At 51.7% G+C, this 13,424-nt stretch carries 14 protein-coding genes and 3 pseudogenes; 5 read left to right on the top strand and 12 right to left on the bottom strand.

Going from position 1 to position 13,424, the window contains the following annotated elements; translation table 11 throughout:
* Positions 1–106: 106 nt before the first annotated feature.
* From ACR1UW_RS01430 to ACR1UW_RS01440, 3 genes are all read right to left on the bottom strand, one after another.
* Positions 107–406 (bottom strand): YwdI family protein, encoded by a 300-nt coding sequence (locus ACR1UW_RS01430; RefSeq protein WP_063167150.1) that lies wholly within the window; start codon positions 404–406, stop codon positions 107–109.
* 18 nt (positions 407–424) lie between these two features.
* Positions 425–1,114 (bottom strand): uracil-DNA glycosylase, encoded by a 690-nt coding sequence (locus tag ACR1UW_RS01435; RefSeq protein WP_011232888.1) that lies wholly within the window; start codon positions 1,112–1,114, stop codon positions 425–427.
* Positions 1,115–1,196: 82 nt separating this feature from the next.
* Positions 1,197–1,352, bottom strand: a complete 156-nt coding sequence (locus ACR1UW_RS01440; protein WP_158225554.1) for a hypothetical protein — start codon at positions 1,350–1,352, stop codon at positions 1,197–1,199.
* Positions 1,353–1,502: 150 nt separating this feature from the next.
* On the opposite strand from ACR1UW_RS01440, the gene ACR1UW_RS01445 reads away from it, so the two are divergent.
* The 3 genes from ACR1UW_RS01445 to ACR1UW_RS01455 are packed head-to-tail and all read left to right on the top strand — an operon-like array spanning position 1,503 to position 3,071.
* The gene (locus ACR1UW_RS01445; protein WP_011232889.1) at positions 1,503–1,853 is read left to right on the top strand and encodes an STAS domain-containing protein; all 351 of its coding nucleotides are present in this window, start codon (positions 1,503–1,505) and stop codon (positions 1,851–1,853) included.
* Entirely contained in the window at positions 1,850–2,338 is a 489-nt protein-coding gene (rsbW, locus tag ACR1UW_RS01450) for an anti-sigma B factor RsbW (RefSeq protein WP_498934365.1), read from the top strand. The genes ACR1UW_RS01445 and rsbW overlap by 4 nt, the downstream gene beginning before the upstream one ends.
* Entirely contained in the window at positions 2,298–3,071 is a 774-nt protein-coding gene (locus tag ACR1UW_RS01455; RefSeq protein WP_033011024.1) for a sigma-70 family RNA polymerase sigma factor, read from the top strand. The genes rsbW and ACR1UW_RS01455 overlap by 41 nt, the downstream gene beginning before the upstream one ends.
* Positions 3,072–3,105: 34 nt before the next feature.
* Here the strand turns inward: ACR1UW_RS01455 and ACR1UW_RS01460 are convergent, their stop codons facing one another.
* Together ACR1UW_RS01460 and ACR1UW_RS01465 are read right to left on the bottom strand one after the other, a co-directional pair.
* A complete protein-coding gene (locus ACR1UW_RS01460) occupies positions 3,106–5,016 on the bottom strand; it encodes a SpoIIE family protein phosphatase (RefSeq protein ID WP_237421083.1) in 1,911 nt (636 codons plus the stop codon).
* A 174-nt stretch (positions 5,017–5,190) separates the two neighbouring features.
* A pseudogene (locus ACR1UW_RS01465) lies at positions 5,191–5,286 on the bottom strand (FMN-dependent NADH-azoreductase); the annotation flags it as partial.
* A gap of 100 nt (positions 5,287–5,386) precedes the next feature.
* Here ACR1UW_RS01465 and ACR1UW_RS01470 point away from each other — a divergent pair.
* Positions 5,387–5,605: pseudogene (locus ACR1UW_RS01470) on the top strand (type II toxin-antitoxin system PemK/MazF family toxin); the annotation flags it as partial.
* Positions 5,606–6,090: 485 nt separating this feature from the next.
* Here ACR1UW_RS01470 and ACR1UW_RS01475 read toward each other — a convergent pair.
* The 7 genes and pseudogenes from ACR1UW_RS01475 to ACR1UW_RS01505 form a co-directional block, all read right to left on the bottom strand.
* Positions 6,091–6,726: an FMN-dependent NADH-azoreductase gene (locus tag ACR1UW_RS01475; protein WP_033015399.1), complete on the bottom strand. Its 636-nt coding sequence runs from the start codon at positions 6,724–6,726 to the stop codon at positions 6,091–6,093.
* Between the two features lie 173 nt (positions 6,727–6,899).
* Complete coding sequence (locus ACR1UW_RS01480) at positions 6,900–7,046, bottom strand: hypothetical protein (RefSeq protein ID WP_193443078.1); 147 nt, start codon at positions 7,044–7,046, stop codon at positions 6,900–6,902.
* A 523-nt stretch (positions 7,047–7,569) separates the two neighbouring features.
* Positions 7,570–7,846: pseudogene (locus tag ACR1UW_RS01485) on the bottom strand (UPF0236 family transposase-like protein); the annotation flags it as partial.
* A 158-nt stretch (positions 7,847–8,004) separates the two neighbouring features.
* Positions 8,005–8,502 (bottom strand): PIN domain-containing protein, encoded by a 498-nt coding sequence (locus tag ACR1UW_RS01490; protein WP_033009759.1) that lies wholly within the window; start codon positions 8,500–8,502, stop codon positions 8,005–8,007.
* Between the two features lie 3 nt (positions 8,503–8,505).
* Complete coding sequence (locus tag ACR1UW_RS01495) at positions 8,506–8,802, bottom strand: hypothetical protein (RefSeq protein ID WP_033009761.1); 297 nt, start codon at positions 8,800–8,802, stop codon at positions 8,506–8,508.
* A 348-nt stretch (positions 8,803–9,150) separates the two neighbouring features.
* Positions 9,151–10,533, bottom strand: a complete 1,383-nt coding sequence (locus ACR1UW_RS01500; RefSeq protein ID WP_033004942.1) for a glycine--tRNA ligase — start codon at positions 10,531–10,533, stop codon at positions 9,151–9,153.
* Between the two features lie 288 nt (positions 10,534–10,821).
* Positions 10,822–11,652, bottom strand: coding sequence for a glycosyltransferase family 2 protein (locus ACR1UW_RS01505; protein ID WP_121678363.1), 831 nt, complete (start codon positions 11,650–11,652; stop codon positions 10,822–10,824).
* A 171-nt stretch (positions 11,653–11,823) separates the two neighbouring features.
* On the opposite strand from ACR1UW_RS01505, the gene ACR1UW_RS01510 reads away from it, so the two are divergent.
* The gene (locus ACR1UW_RS01510) at positions 11,824–13,374 is read left to right on the top strand and encodes an IS1182 family transposase (protein ID WP_171698435.1); all 1,551 of its coding nucleotides are present in this window, start codon (positions 11,824–11,826) and stop codon (positions 13,372–13,374) included.
* The last annotated feature ends 50 nt before the right edge of the window (positions 13,375–13,424 follow it).

Genomic DNA, 13,424 nt, shown 5'->3' on the forward strand with positions numbered 1-13,424 from the left:
CGCTTCTTGTTTTTTGGCGCAAACAAGGACAAGCGGTTTAAAGGAGTTCTGTTGATCAAGAATCCCTGTGGAGAAGGCCGTTCCACGGGGATTCGCTGTCCCACTCTCAGAAATCCAGCAACGACTCCCCGTTCGCCTCATCGTCAATGTCAGGGGAGCGTCCCCCGACAGAAACGGCTCCAAGCGAAAGCCCGCCAGCAACCGAAATCGGCCCGCCGACGGCAAGCGACTCTGTCGAGACAGACGGAACGGACGGCTGCGGCTGGCCTGTCGTTTCCAGCATCAAATCGCATAAAACGCGAATGGCAGCGACATGTTCACGCATCCGCTGCGGGTCATGGGCCGCCTTTGCCTTGCGCAATTCGTCTTCCATTTTGGCGACAACCGCCGCCAAAGAGATCGTCATGATGTCTTCCCCCTTTCTTCATTCAGCGCGGGCGCCGATGTTCTCGATTTGCCAATCGATCGGTTCGCGTCCGTGCTTGGTTAAAAACGCGTTCGTCCGCGAAAACGGGCGATGGCCGAAAAAGCCGCGCGCGGCGGAAAACGGGCTCGGGTGCGGCGCTTCAATAATCAGATGGCGCGGATTCGTAATCCGTTCTTTTTTCTCTTGCGCGTTCCGGCCCCAAAGCAAAAAGACGACCGGATCGTCTTTTTCGTTGACGAGCTCAATGACGCGGTCGGTGAAATATTCCCACCCTTTGCCGCGATGGGAGTTCGCCTGGCCGCGGCGGACCGTCAACACCGTGTTTAACAACAGCACCCCTTGCTCGGCCCATTTGACGAGATAGCCGTTATCTGGTATATAGCAGCCAAGGTCGTCATGCAGCTCTTTAAAAATGTTCGCTAAGGACGGCGGCACCGGCACGCCCGGCTTGACGGAAAAACTAAGCCCGTGCGCCTGTCCCGGGCCGTGGTACGGATCTTGCCCGAGCAGCACGACTTTGACGTTTGCATACGGTGTATAATGAAGGGCGTTGAAAATATCGTGCATATCGGGATAGATCGTCCGCGTCCGGTACTCCTCTTTTAAAAACTCGCGCAGCTTTAAGTAGTACGGCTTTTGAAACTCCTCTTCAAGCAGCGGAGCCCAGTCGTTTTTGAGAATCGGCATTGCGAGCAACTCCTTTGCCATCGGCTTTTTCCCTTTTATCATTGTAGCCCAAAAGACGCCAGCGTCAAAGCGAAGTGAATGTTCAGATTGAGGCAACCATAGCGAAACCTGTTTCCCCAACAGGAAATGCGCCAATCCCCTGCCGCAGCCAAACCGGAACACGCCGGTCGCGGCAGGCGGAATAGAGGACAAAAATCTCCTTTTTTATTCTCTTCGCCCATTGTTTCCATCTTTCCATCATCATGTCCCCTTTTCATTCGACATTCCCTGTTTCAACAAGTATAAAATATGGGTATAGAAAGCGTAAACGCCAAAGGCCGGACAAGCTAAGCCGTCGGCGCCAACGCAACACCGGGATATCCATCAAACGCACAGTGGGGTGAAAGAAATGGATCAGAAACAATTCCGTCTTGTTCATGACGAACAGCCGGATCGGCACGTTGTATACATAAAAGGCGAACTGGACCTGGCGGCAGCCGAGCAATTTCAACGCACCGTCGAACCGCTCGCCGGCGATGCGTCCAAACCGCTCGTTCTTCGTCTCGAAGATTTAACGTATATTGACAGCACCGGGATCGGCATGTTTGTAGCACTGTTAAAAACGCGGCATCAACTCGGGGCGCCGTTTGCCATTGAAAACGTGCCGCCGAAAGTGCGGCGTCTGTTCGATTTAACTGGAGTATCCTACTTTTTTTCCGAAATGAACGATGCGTCAGAAAGGATCGGAGGCCAATCATGAAAGAGCACGAAACGATCGTACAGCTGTCGATTCCAGCCGATGCACAGTTTCTTGACATCGTGCGTTTGGCGTTATACGGGCTGGCTGCCAAAATGGGATTTTCCTATGAAGAAATCGAAGATATGAAAGTCGCCGTCTCCGAAGCGTGCAACAACGTCGTGCTTCACGCCTACAACGGAAGAAGCGGCGATATTCACCTCCGTTTTGAGATGAGCGCCGATGCGCTTTCCATCGTCATTAAAGATGAGGGAAAAGGGTTTGACTACAAACGGGCGACCAAACAGGCGGCGTCGCTGTCCGGCAAGCCACTCCAAGATGTGAAAGTCGGCGGCCTCGGCCTCTTTTTAATGAAAGCGCTCATGGATGACGTCCGCGTCACGACCAAAGGCGGAACGGAAGTCCGCCTGACGAAATTCCGCCTTCACGGCGAAGGAGAGCATGCCCATGACTGTATATCCCCCTCCTCTGTCCAAGAGCAAGCTTGACGCCCTTATTTCCGCCTATCAACAAACGAAGACGGAAGAAGCGGCGACAGCGTTGCTCGTGCGTTTTGAGCCGCTCATTGCGGCCGCAGCGAAAAAAATGGCGCGCAGCCGCCCTGATTTTTACGAAGACTTGTTTCAAGTCGGCCGGCTGTCGTTTTTGCGCCTTCTTGACCATTACGACCCGAACCAAGGAACAAACTTTGAATCGTATGCGATGAAAAGCTTGATCGGCTATATGAAAAACTATTTGCGCGACAAAGCGTGGTATATCCAAGTGCCGCGCCGGGTGAAAGAGAAAGGAAGCAAAGTGCAGCAAGCCATCGACGAACTGACCGTCAAGCTCGAGCGGTCGCCGAACATAGATGAAATTGCCGCCCATTTAGGCTTATCGGTGGAAGAGACGATCGAGATTTTAGCCGGCCGCGACCATTACCAGGCGATTTCGCTCGACGCCCCGGTGCAAGACGGGGAAAAGGATGCGACGACGATCGGTGAATTCGTCGCGGATGAAGCGAACGAAATCGAGTCGCTGATCGAGCGAATGGATTTAGAGCAGGCGATCGGCAAACTGAGCGAGCAAGAACAAATCGTCATCGACGCCGTCTTCCGCCGCGGCGAGACGCAACGGTCGCTCGCTGAACGGCTTGGCGTCTCGCAAATGACGATCAGCCGCATTCAAAAGCGGGCGATCGAAAAGCTGAAACGGCAGCTGGCCGCTGCCTACCCGTCGTAACAGCCAAAAACGCCGCCGGCCGGCTAGGGCGGCATCAGCGGCGGCGGAGCAACAACAACGTCTGGTCGTCTTTTTGTTCGTATTGGTGGTACGCCTTGATATGCTCGTACAAATCGCGGACGATTTGCGCTGCCGGCTGGTCCAAATTGACGCGGGCAACCATCGAGGCGAGGACGGAAAAATCATCGTCCGCCTCTTCGCCGCGTTTTTCGGTCACCCCATCGGTGTACAGCAGCACAAAATCACCCGGCTCGAGCACTACCGACTTCGTCTCAAACGAAAATTGCGGAAACAACCCGAGCGCGCACCCTTTCGCGTGAAGCGGCACGCATTGTTTCGTTTTCGCCCGGTACCAAAGCGCCGGTTCGTGCCCAGCGCACGCGTACGAGAACGTATGCGTCTTTTCGTTGTAATTGCCGACAAACATCGTGACAAACATCGACGGCTCGGTGTAGTCGTAGGCGAATCGGTTCAGCAGGTCAAGATACACGTGCGGCTGCGTTCCGTAATGAACGGTCCGGTCTAAAATAAATTTCATCAATGTCATCAGCATCGCGGCTGGAATGCCTTTTCCCGACACATCGGCAATGCCGACTGAGACCGATGTTTGATGGACGGCAAAGTGGTAGAAATCGCCGCTCAACACTCGGGCAGGGACGCTGAGGACGCTGATGTCGACGTACGAAGGCAAATCCGCCTTCGACGATGTCTGCAAAAGCGACCGCTGCATATTCGCGGCAAGCGACAGTTCAAAGTCGAGTTGTTCGCGTTCACGCTCAAGCCGCTCTTTCTCTTTTTTCTCCGTCATGTCGCGCAAAACGGCGACAAGCCCTGTCAGCGCACCGTTTTCCATCACCGGCGCCAGCGTGTAGCCGACCGGCAGGCACACGCCGTCATGGCGGCGAAACGGCTCCTCCTCGACGCGAATCACCTCGCCGCTTTTCAGCTGTTTGACAACACGGCGCAGCCGCTTCCAGTCCCACTTGTCGCCGTCTGGCCCGGCGAGCGAGACAAAGGAAAACAGCGGCTTCCCTTTCGCTTCCTCCGGATCAAGGCCAAGCAAACGGCCCGCTTCCGGGTTCATCCATACGATCCGGCCGTCGCGGTTTAACATCATCAATCCCTCGCCAAGGGCGTTCGCCATCATTTCCAGCTGCTGTTTGTGCTGTTTCAGCTCCACGTACGGTTTTTCGACCGTCTCGACGTACATTGCACGCACGACATACAAAAATCCGGCCATTTCATACAGCTGCCCCCATAGCGCATGGCCGCCGCCAAGCATAAGCAGCCATTGGCCGAGGGCAAATAATAGAAGCGCCATAGACCAGTATAGGGAAGCGGGAGCCCTCCCTTGCCGAAAACGCCGCCATGCGAACACGGCCGCCGCTGCATCAAGCAAACCGACCGCTCCTTCCCCTGCGCGCCACCAAAACGGCCAGCGGCTCGTCCCATGCGCCGGCCAAAACGGGGACGTGATGTGGATGAACAAACTAACAGCCGCCGTATACAAAAACGCGGCCAAAAACGCCTGCCAGCGTTGCCCGCTTTGCCGTTCCATCACCTCATCGCGGCGCGAAAACAGAAAAAGAAGCCCCCAGGCAAGCGTCAATCGGGCCGAGAGCGAAAAAGGGGACGCTTCCACACCATCAGATGCAAAAGACAAGACAACATGCAGCGAAAACAACAAGCCTGAGGAGAAAAACAGCGCCCCCATCATCAGCCGCTCCATTGACAACGTATGCGGAAACACAGACCATCCTTGCACGGCGACAAGCCAGCAAACGACCATCACGGCGAGCCCTAAGGCAAGATGAATAGAATGATAGAATCCAGGCGAAACAGGCAGCCTGCCGGCCGCAAACAGAAGCAAGCCAAACATTCCGGCCGCCAGCACGGCCATCGCGCTGTGCAGACGCACCAGGCGATATCGTTCGTATTCCTTCACCAACGAGGAACCTCCACTCTTCATTCTATATGGCTTATTATACCATACGGCTCCCCGCCAGCGTATATGCACGTCACGGCCGTTTGGTTTGTCCAATAAAAAAGGAGCCTCTCCGGATGAAGAGGCTCCCAGGCCAAGTTTGCGGCCATTTTCCGCGCAATACCCGTTCTCCCGTTAAAACGTGTGCGCCAAGTCTTTCGCCCGGGCGATGGCGTTCGCTTTGATTTCTTCCGCCTTTTCCGGCACCGCCGCATGCCCTTCGACAAATACCATTCTATTGGTGATGGGAGATATCCTGCAACGACAAAATAATGGGAATGTATAGCGCAAAAAAATATTGCAGCGTGGCCGAACTTTAAGGACAAGATGTGATACAATTCGGAAAGGGAAAACCAAAGTAGTGCCTCGTTTCAAGACACATTACTTTCTTCGAAAGGAAGTTTATCCTTTTTTAGCTCAGACTTCCGCGGTAAAGGTAGAAGAATTAACGACCGTAAACAAAGTACGATTAAAGCAACATATCGGCAATATAAACGAGGATGACTTAAATAAGATTATGAACCGTGTAAAATGGGTATTTGACCTGTAACGTATTTACAATGTATTGACGACGTATTTATGACGTATTGACATTTCCCTAGGTTTTTTCTATACTTAGAGTACAAAATAAGTTGTCTGTCTCGTCACAGACCATTTCACACGTGAAAAAACGTGGATTCGTTTGTTTTGACAACGGAGAGGAGCCTAAATGGTTCCTCTCTTTGCATATTATCGCCAAGAGAATCATAACCTAATGATAAGTTGCCTGCCGCGTCGCAGGCCATTTCACCCCGTCAGCGGGGAATTCATGGTTTTTGCCCCAGTACTTCGGTGCTGGGGTTTTATGTATTTATCGAGGAAAATTTCTCACGAAGAAATAGGGACTTTATTGATCAGGCTATACCATACGGCTCCCCACCAGCGTATATGAACGTCACGGCCGTTTGGTTTGTCCAATAAAAAAGGAGCCTCTCCGGATGAAGAGGCTCCCAGGCCAAGTTTGCGGCCATTTCCCGCGCAATACTCGGCCTCCCGTTAAAACGTGTGCGCCAAGTCTTTCGCCCGAGCGATGGCGTTCGCTTTAATTTCTTCCGCCTTTTCCGGCACCGCCGCATGCCCTTCGACAAACAACCCTTCAAATGACGGAACACCGAAAAATTGCATAATGACGCTTAAGTACCGATGCCCCATCTCCATCTCCGCCGCCGGGCCTTCGGAGTAGAAACCGCCGCGCGCTTGAATGTGGAGCGCTTTTTTATCAGTAAGCAATCCGACCGGCCCTTGTTCCGTATATTTAAACGTCTTGCCGGCGACCGCCACGGCGTCAATGTACGCCTTTAACACCGGCGGGAACGAAAAGTTCCACATCGGCGTGACGAATACGTATTTGTCGGCGGAAATAAACTGCTCGCACAGCTCGTTCATCCGCCCGACTTTCGCTTTTTCTTCGTCAGACAGCTCTTCAAACGATTTCCCGGAGCGAAGTTTGCCCCAGCCGCTGAACACGTCGACGTCGATTTCCGGAATGTATTCCTTGTATAAGTCGAGATGAATCACTTCATGATCCGGATGCACTTGCTTGTACGTGTCGATAAACGCCTTCCCGACCGCCATGCTGTAAGACTGCGTGTCATCGTGCGGATGGGCGGTGATGTACAATACGTTTGTCATGATGCATACTCCCTTTCGTGATGATCTCGGCACTTTAGTGTTTGCACTTTGTTCAAGCGGCATTCACTTATTTTGAATTCAAATATCTCCAACAAGAGATAATTATATAAAGATCCGACACATTTGGCAAACGATTTGACCGCAAAAAAAAATTGCCTTTCTCCAAGGCAATGTTACTCGCTTTGTTCCACGACAAACGGGTTGCCGCTGATTTGTTTTCGTATCTCATCGGTGAGCGTAAACGGTTCGCTTTTGACACCGCTTTCATTTTCGCTAGGCAGATGACCGCTGCCATCGTAGTAGATCGGTTTTCCTTCCATGATGGCTAACCTCCTTGATTCGTGCAGGATACAGGAACTAGTCTGTGCTTCTATTTTACCATTTATGCGGCGGGAATTCGATCGTTTTTTGAAATTCGAGTCGGCCAAGACTTGGTGGAGAACGTTTTTTGGCTCCCTATGGAATTTTGAAATCACGGGTGATTGGGCCATTTTCAGGAGTTTATATCCGTAAGCGCTTTTGTACTCTCATCCCTCATCATGAGGTGACTCCGTTTAGTCTCATTTTTTACATCCAACCACCATCGCGAAGAGCCGGCAACGCTTGATCGATGGGCGTCCCCGATGACGGTTGAAGACACAGGATGTTTTGTCGCCTCACATCCGCCACCGCCGTCCTGCCTCCCGTTTGGCCTGTTCGACTCACTTGGCCTTCTTCGGGGCCGAGGCTGCCCTCTGGGGTTCTTCCTCCTCCAACTTCCCTTTCTCCGCCCTATTCCATCGATTTGGGTGATCATGGTCCATAAACGCCCGAAGCCGCTTCCCTTTCTCTTAGCGGGAAACAGAGTCCATCCGCTTCCACCAACAGCACCCGACCATATCGTTGGGAAACAGAGGGGAGGAGCGAGACAGGGGCCTCCAACACCAGCTGACGAATCACCTCATGGCTGAGGACCGCATCTCTCACGATCGACTCCAACGAACGGGCGGCTTTGCGGTAGGAAGAGCACCCCACAACCAACTTGACTGCCGTTTCCCCCTAGGCAAGGACCGATCGGTTAGACTCCATTAAAGCCCTGTTCAGCATTGAGCAAGAAAATATAGGCGCCCACTTGTCGATCGCAGTCTTAGTTCCGTTGAATGGATTAATTTTATTTTGCGGTAATCGGATTGGAAAATATCTTGTTGCGGAAGACGTATTTTGGAAATATTTTGGTGATGGGGTCACGAATGTCGTTAATCGGGTTGCCATAAGGGATAATATGTTCAAATAAAATTTCTAAAACCCTCTGCTTTCGATATAGGTTTTGACAAACTCGCCGTAAGCTTTCTTATCTATTATCGGATTCACATAATCTAACTTTCGATCTTTATAAGTATAGTTATCTCGAATCCAATGAAAGTCTTTATCGTTATTACTAACTAATATGGCATTATGTAGAAGAGCTGCAGCTGCAACAAGAGCATCTGGTGCTTTAATACTCTTTTTGCGTGTACTGTCCGCTCTCGCTTTTCTTCTTATGTCAGCTGCTAGCTCCATATCTTCTCTAGTGACTTCATAGATTTGATCAGCCATTTGAATATATCCTTTTCTATTTTCTCTTATATCAGGATCTGTTTCGATTTCGAAATGAGACATGATCTCCATCTCAATGAAGGTAGTCATAATAATCTCTACCTCATCTTCAATCAGCTGTTCAATGAACTCTACTGCATCAGGGTAACCCATTTCATGTGCTGCGTATATATTTGTATCGATTAGTACTTTGGTTGACAATGCTTAATCCTCCCACTCTTCTCTATTTGCAATTCTTAATGATTCCAACACGCCTTCTTTGCTAAATAACTTCGTACTGCCAGCCAGACGTTTGTGTAACGCTTTCTTTTCTTCCTTGGTTAGCTTCTTTTTTTTAGATCGCACTTGAATGACCTCCTTCATTTGCTCTTCTGTTAGAACAGATGGTCCAATTCGGTAATGATGACGGTTTTGACGCACTATTCTCTTTAAAATTGGGCGTTTTGCCGTTCCAGTTGTTATATGATATGCGCCACGGCTCCTTTTTTTGTTAGTGCTCATTTGCATCCCCACCTTGGTTGAGGTTTTATACATAATTATATCATGTTTCAAGAAGTCAGGTTATTAATTTTACTGTAGATGAGCAGGCTCTTCACCACAAGTTGTAAATGAACCTTCATCATTTACACTCCCGTTTCCGTTTTTCGCTGAGACACAGATGGAATAGCAGGATTTTGTACGAGATCATCGCCTCTCTAGGATCCGCATGTGAAATCTTTGCGAGCAAAGCATTTTGGCTCTTTTAGATGACCTCAAACCGTCAAACTCAGAGGGGTGAAGGATCAAAAAAAGAGGCTGTCTGCGAAAGCTCGGTTTCACGATCTTTTGAGACAGCCTCCGTTCCCGTCATCAAAAAGCGATTTTTTCCTCTAAAAAGGCTTTGAGCTCCCCAATCGGCAGCCGCACTTGCTCCATCGTGTCGCGGTCGCGCACGGTCACTTGGCCGTCTTGTTCAGACTCGAAATCGTATGTGATGCAAAACGGCGTGCCGATTTCATCTTGGCGGCGGTACCGCTTGCCGATCGAGCCGGTTTCGTCATAGTCGACCATGAAATGTTTCGCCAGCTCTTCATAAATGCGGTGCGCCCCGTCCGCGAGCTTTTTCGACAGCGGCAAGACAGCCGCTTTGTACGGCGCAAGCGCCGGATGCAAGTGCATCACCGTTCTCGTCGTGCCGTCTTCCAGCTCTTCTTCGTCATAGGCGTCGATCATAAACGCCAGCGTGACGCGGTCAGCGCCAAGCGACGGCTCAATGCAGTACGGGATGTAGCGCTCGTTCGTTTCTTGGTCGAGATAATGGAAGTCCTCGCCCGAGTATTCCATATGCCGCTTCAAATCGTAATCCGTGCGCGACGCGATGCCCCACAGCTCGCCCCAGCCGAACGGGAAATGGTACTCGATGTCCGTCGTGGCGTTGCTGTAGTGGGACAACTCTTCTTTCGCATGGTCGCGCAGGCGGATGTTATCCTCCTTCATGCCGAGCGACAGCAGCCAGTCCTTGCAAAACTGTTTCCAATAGTCAAACCATTGCAGCTCCTCACCGGGCTTGCAGAAAAACTCGAGCTCCATCTGTTCGAATTCGCGCGTGCGGAACGTGAAGTTGCCCGGCGTAATCTCGTTGCGGAAGCTTTTGCCGATTTGCGCGATGCCAAACGGCAATTTTTTGCGCATCGTGCGCTGGACGTTTTTGAAGTTGACGAAAATGCCTTGCGCTGTCTCTGGACGCAAATAAATTTCGTTGGCGCTCGACTCGGTGACGCCTTGGTACGTTTTAAACATTAAGTTGAACTGGCGCACGTTCGTGAAATCGCGGCTGCCGCATTCCGGGCAGGCGATGTCGTATTCCTTGATGAGTTCATCCATCTTGGCAAGCGGCAACCCGTCAACGATCATCTCGATCCCTTTTTCCTCGAGCGCCTTCTCAATCAGCTTGTCGGCGCGGTGGCGCGCTTTGCACTGTTTGCAGTCGACCATCGGATCGTTGAAGTTGCCTAAGTGACCGGACGCTTCCCACGTTCTCGGGTTCATTAAAATGGCGGCGTCGAGCCCGACGTTGTACGGTGACTCTTGAACGAATTTTTTCCACCACGCCCGTTTGATGTTGTTTTTCAGCTCAACGCCAAGCGGGCCGTAATCCCATGTGTTCGCCAGCCCGCCGTAAATTTCCGAGCCCGGAAACACGAAGCCGCGATGCTTGGCGTGGGCAACGATTTCTTCCATTGTCACAGCCATCTGTTCATCCTCCTCCATTCATCATTTGTTACCATGAAAAACGCCCTCGCCCCTAGGCCTTGTGCCTAGGGACGAGAGCGTAGCTCCCGCGGTTCCACCCTAGTTGATGCGCAAATCACGCATCCCCTTTTTGCCATTTCCGCTCCGGACTGCCGTTTCATTAACCGTCTTCACCGGGCTCCCACCGCCCCCGGCTCGCTTCGGAAGAGAGGGTTAACTACTATTGATCCGTCATCGCGATCCATATATGATTTTGTCCACTATCATAGCAAACCAGAAAGACCTATGTCAATGGTCGCTCGCATTTTTTTGCGCCCAAAACCGCGACACGACGGGCTTCCCGTCCCAGATGACTTCGCTTTTCGCCCGGCGCTTCGCGACTTCCGGCTCGTCAAGCAAGAGCCAAAAATTTTTCATCGGCAAGTCCCCAAGCCCATGCTTCTCGCAAAGCCGCCGCAAATATTGGCGCCGCTTGTCGTTCATATGTCGCGACACGTTGTCGCCGTCCGGGCTGAACGCGTACAACACGGTCGCCGCCGCGACACGGGCGACGCGACAGACGACCGCCGCGCGCAAAAAGAAGTCCCAATCCCAATAATGGTGAACGGACGGGTCAAAATCGCCGATGTTGTCATGAAGCGCCTTCCGATAAACGCTCCCGGACGGCACATACGTCGAAAACGTACGCATCGCCTCCAAATCATACTCATAAGCAAACAAAAACCGTGCCGACGGGATGCGTCGGTCGTTTTCGGTTCGATACTGAACAATTTCCGCATCGGCATAGGCAAAATCGGCGTCACGAAGCGCTGTGACCATACGTTCGAGATGGCACGGCAACACGAGGTCATCGTCGTCGCAAAGCATGATGAATTCGCCGCGCGCCGCCTTGACGCCTTCGTTGCGGGCGGCGACATGTCCTTCGTTGTCGCGGCGGTCGATGAGACAGATGTCAAGCTCTGGATACAAGGCGGCGACATCATGAACGGGGATGCCGCCGTCATTGACAATGATCACCTCAAAATGGCGGTATGTCTGCCGGCTCAACGCCTCGAGCAGCTCGGCAAGCGGATACGGGCGATTGTACGTCGGGATGACGACCGATACGAACGGGCGCAAGGAATCCACCGCCTCTCTTCATGATCCGAACAAAAAAGGGGCTGACCCAAAACGCGAATGCGTTTTGGGATCAGCCCCCACTTTTTTGCCTCAAATATAGAAGAATCGCCCTTTTTTCTGGTAGAATAGAGTCACCAAAACCACTACCACCGAAAGAAGGGCGATTCTTTTATGAAACATGATCATATTTCCTTTAAAGAGTATACCATGGACAACCTCTCTTTGCCAAGCAACATCGCCGATCTCATTCCACGGGATAACATGGCCCACGTGGTTCATGAGATGGTTGAACGCATCCCGATGGAGACGTTTCTTGCTTACTACAAAGGAGGGGGCGCCTCCGCCTATCATCCGAAAATGATGACCAAAATTCTCCTTTACGCTTACACCCAAAAAATGTATCATGGCCGTGAGATTGCACGGCAGCTCGAAGTCCACCTTCCCCTCATGTGGCTAAGTGGATTTCAAAAGCCGGACTTCCGCTCCATCAATCGGTTTCGTTCGGAGCGGATGAAAGACCTGATTGACGACCTGTTCCGGGAAATGATCACGCTGCTCGTGGCCGACGGCTATGTCAAGATGGAAGATTATTTTGTGGATGGAACGAAAATTGAAGCGAATGCCAACCGGTACACCTTCGTTTGGCGCAAATCGGCTGAGAAGTACCAGGAGAAACTCCAAGCCAATGTCGATCGGCTGATTGCCCAGATCGAGGCGATCGTGGAAGAAGAAAAGGCGGAAGACATCGACCCTTCGCCGGCCTTTACGTCAGAAGAAATCCGAAAGAAAACCGAGGAGTGGGAAAAACGGTTGGAGGCCGAGCCGGACAACCAACCGTTGAAGAAGGCCATCAAGAAGATGAAGGAGGACTACTTGCCCCGCAGTGAAAAGTATGAACACCAACTCCATGTATGCGGGGATCGCAACAGCTATTCCAAGACCGATGTGGATGCCACCTTCATGCGGTTGAAGGAGGATCACATGCGAAACGGCCAGCTCAAGCCGGCCTATAACGTACAGGTGGGTTCTTCCGGCCAATTTATTTTGGGGTATTCCCTTCATCAGAGGCCGGGCGACACTCGTTGTCTTCTCCCGCATTTGGAGACCGTTCGAGAGAAGTACGGCGTGGAACCCGAACGTTTGATCGCTGACGCGGCTTATGGCTCGGAAGAGAACTACGTGAAGCTGGAAGAGAAGCACATATCGGCCTTGATCAAGTACCATACGTATGAGAAGGAGAACACGCGCAAGGTCAAGAAAAATCCGCATCATCAGCAGAATTGGACCTATGTGGAAGAAGAAGACGTTTGGATTTGCGCCAATGGGAAAAAGCTGGTTCGCACCGGAACTTCGAAACAGACCACGGAATCAGGATACACCTCGGTCACCCGACACTACCAATGCCATGAATGCGAAGGATGTCCGTTCCGTTCGGCCTGCACGACTTCCAAGTATGGACGAACCACGCAATGGAACCCCGTCTATCATGAACAAAAACAGAAAGCCCGCGAACGGTTGGAGAGTGAAGAAGGGCAAGCCCGATACCGCCAACGCCAAACCGACATTGAGAGTGTATTTGGGCAAATCAAACAAAATCGCGGGTTTCGTCGCTTTGTCCTGCGAGGCCTCCAAAAAGTTTCCATCGAATGGGGGCTGGTTTGTGCTGCCCACAATCTTCTCAAAAAAGCCGCTAGGGACAAGCAATTGTCCTTGGTGGCGTAAATGAGGGGGAGAACAGAGTCGGAATTTTGTTCCGTTTGGTAAAATATACA

Source organism: Geobacillus lituanicus (genome assembly GCF_050994965.1).
Classification (GTDB): Bacteria; Bacillota; Bacilli; order Bacillales; family Anoxybacillaceae; genus Geobacillus; species Geobacillus stearothermophilus.

Coding starts and splice junctions, on each gene's coding strand:
- ACR1UW_RS01480 (WP_193443078.1), bottom strand. CDS start 7,046: ATGGAAGGAAAACCGATCTACTACGATGGCAGCGGTCATCTGCCTAGC.
- ACR1UW_RS01440 (WP_158225554.1), bottom strand. CDS start 1,352: ATGGAAAGATGGAAACAATGGGCGAAGAGAATAAAAAAGGAGATTTTT.
- rsbW (WP_498934365.1), top strand. CDS start 1,850: ATGAAAGAGCACGAAACGATCGTACAGCTGTCGATTCCAGCCGATGCA.
- ACR1UW_RS01500 (WP_033004942.1), bottom strand. CDS start 10,533: ATGGCTGTGACAATGGAAGAAATCGTTGCCCACGCCAAGCATCGCGGC.
- ACR1UW_RS01510 (WP_171698435.1), top strand. CDS start 11,824: ATGAAACATGATCATATTTCCTTTAAAGAGTATACCATGGACAACCTC.
- ACR1UW_RS01430 (WP_063167150.1), bottom strand. CDS start 406: ATGACGATCTCTTTGGCGGCGGTTGTCGCCAAAATGGAAGACGAATTG.
- ACR1UW_RS01435 (WP_011232888.1), bottom strand. CDS start 1,114: ATGCCGATTCTCAAAAACGACTGGGCTCCGCTGCTTGAAGAGGAGTTT.
- ACR1UW_RS01445 (WP_011232889.1), top strand. CDS start 1,503: ATGGATCAGAAACAATTCCGTCTTGTTCATGACGAACAGCCGGATCGG.
- ACR1UW_RS01475 (WP_033015399.1), bottom strand. CDS start 6,726: ATGACAAACGTATTGTACATCACCGCCCATCCGCACGATGACACGCAG.
- ACR1UW_RS01455 (WP_033011024.1), top strand. CDS start 2,298: ATGACTGTATATCCCCCTCCTCTGTCCAAGAGCAAGCTTGACGCCCTT.
- ACR1UW_RS01495 (WP_033009761.1), bottom strand. CDS start 8,802: ATGAGCACTAACAAAAAAAGGAGCCGTGGCGCATATCATATAACAACT.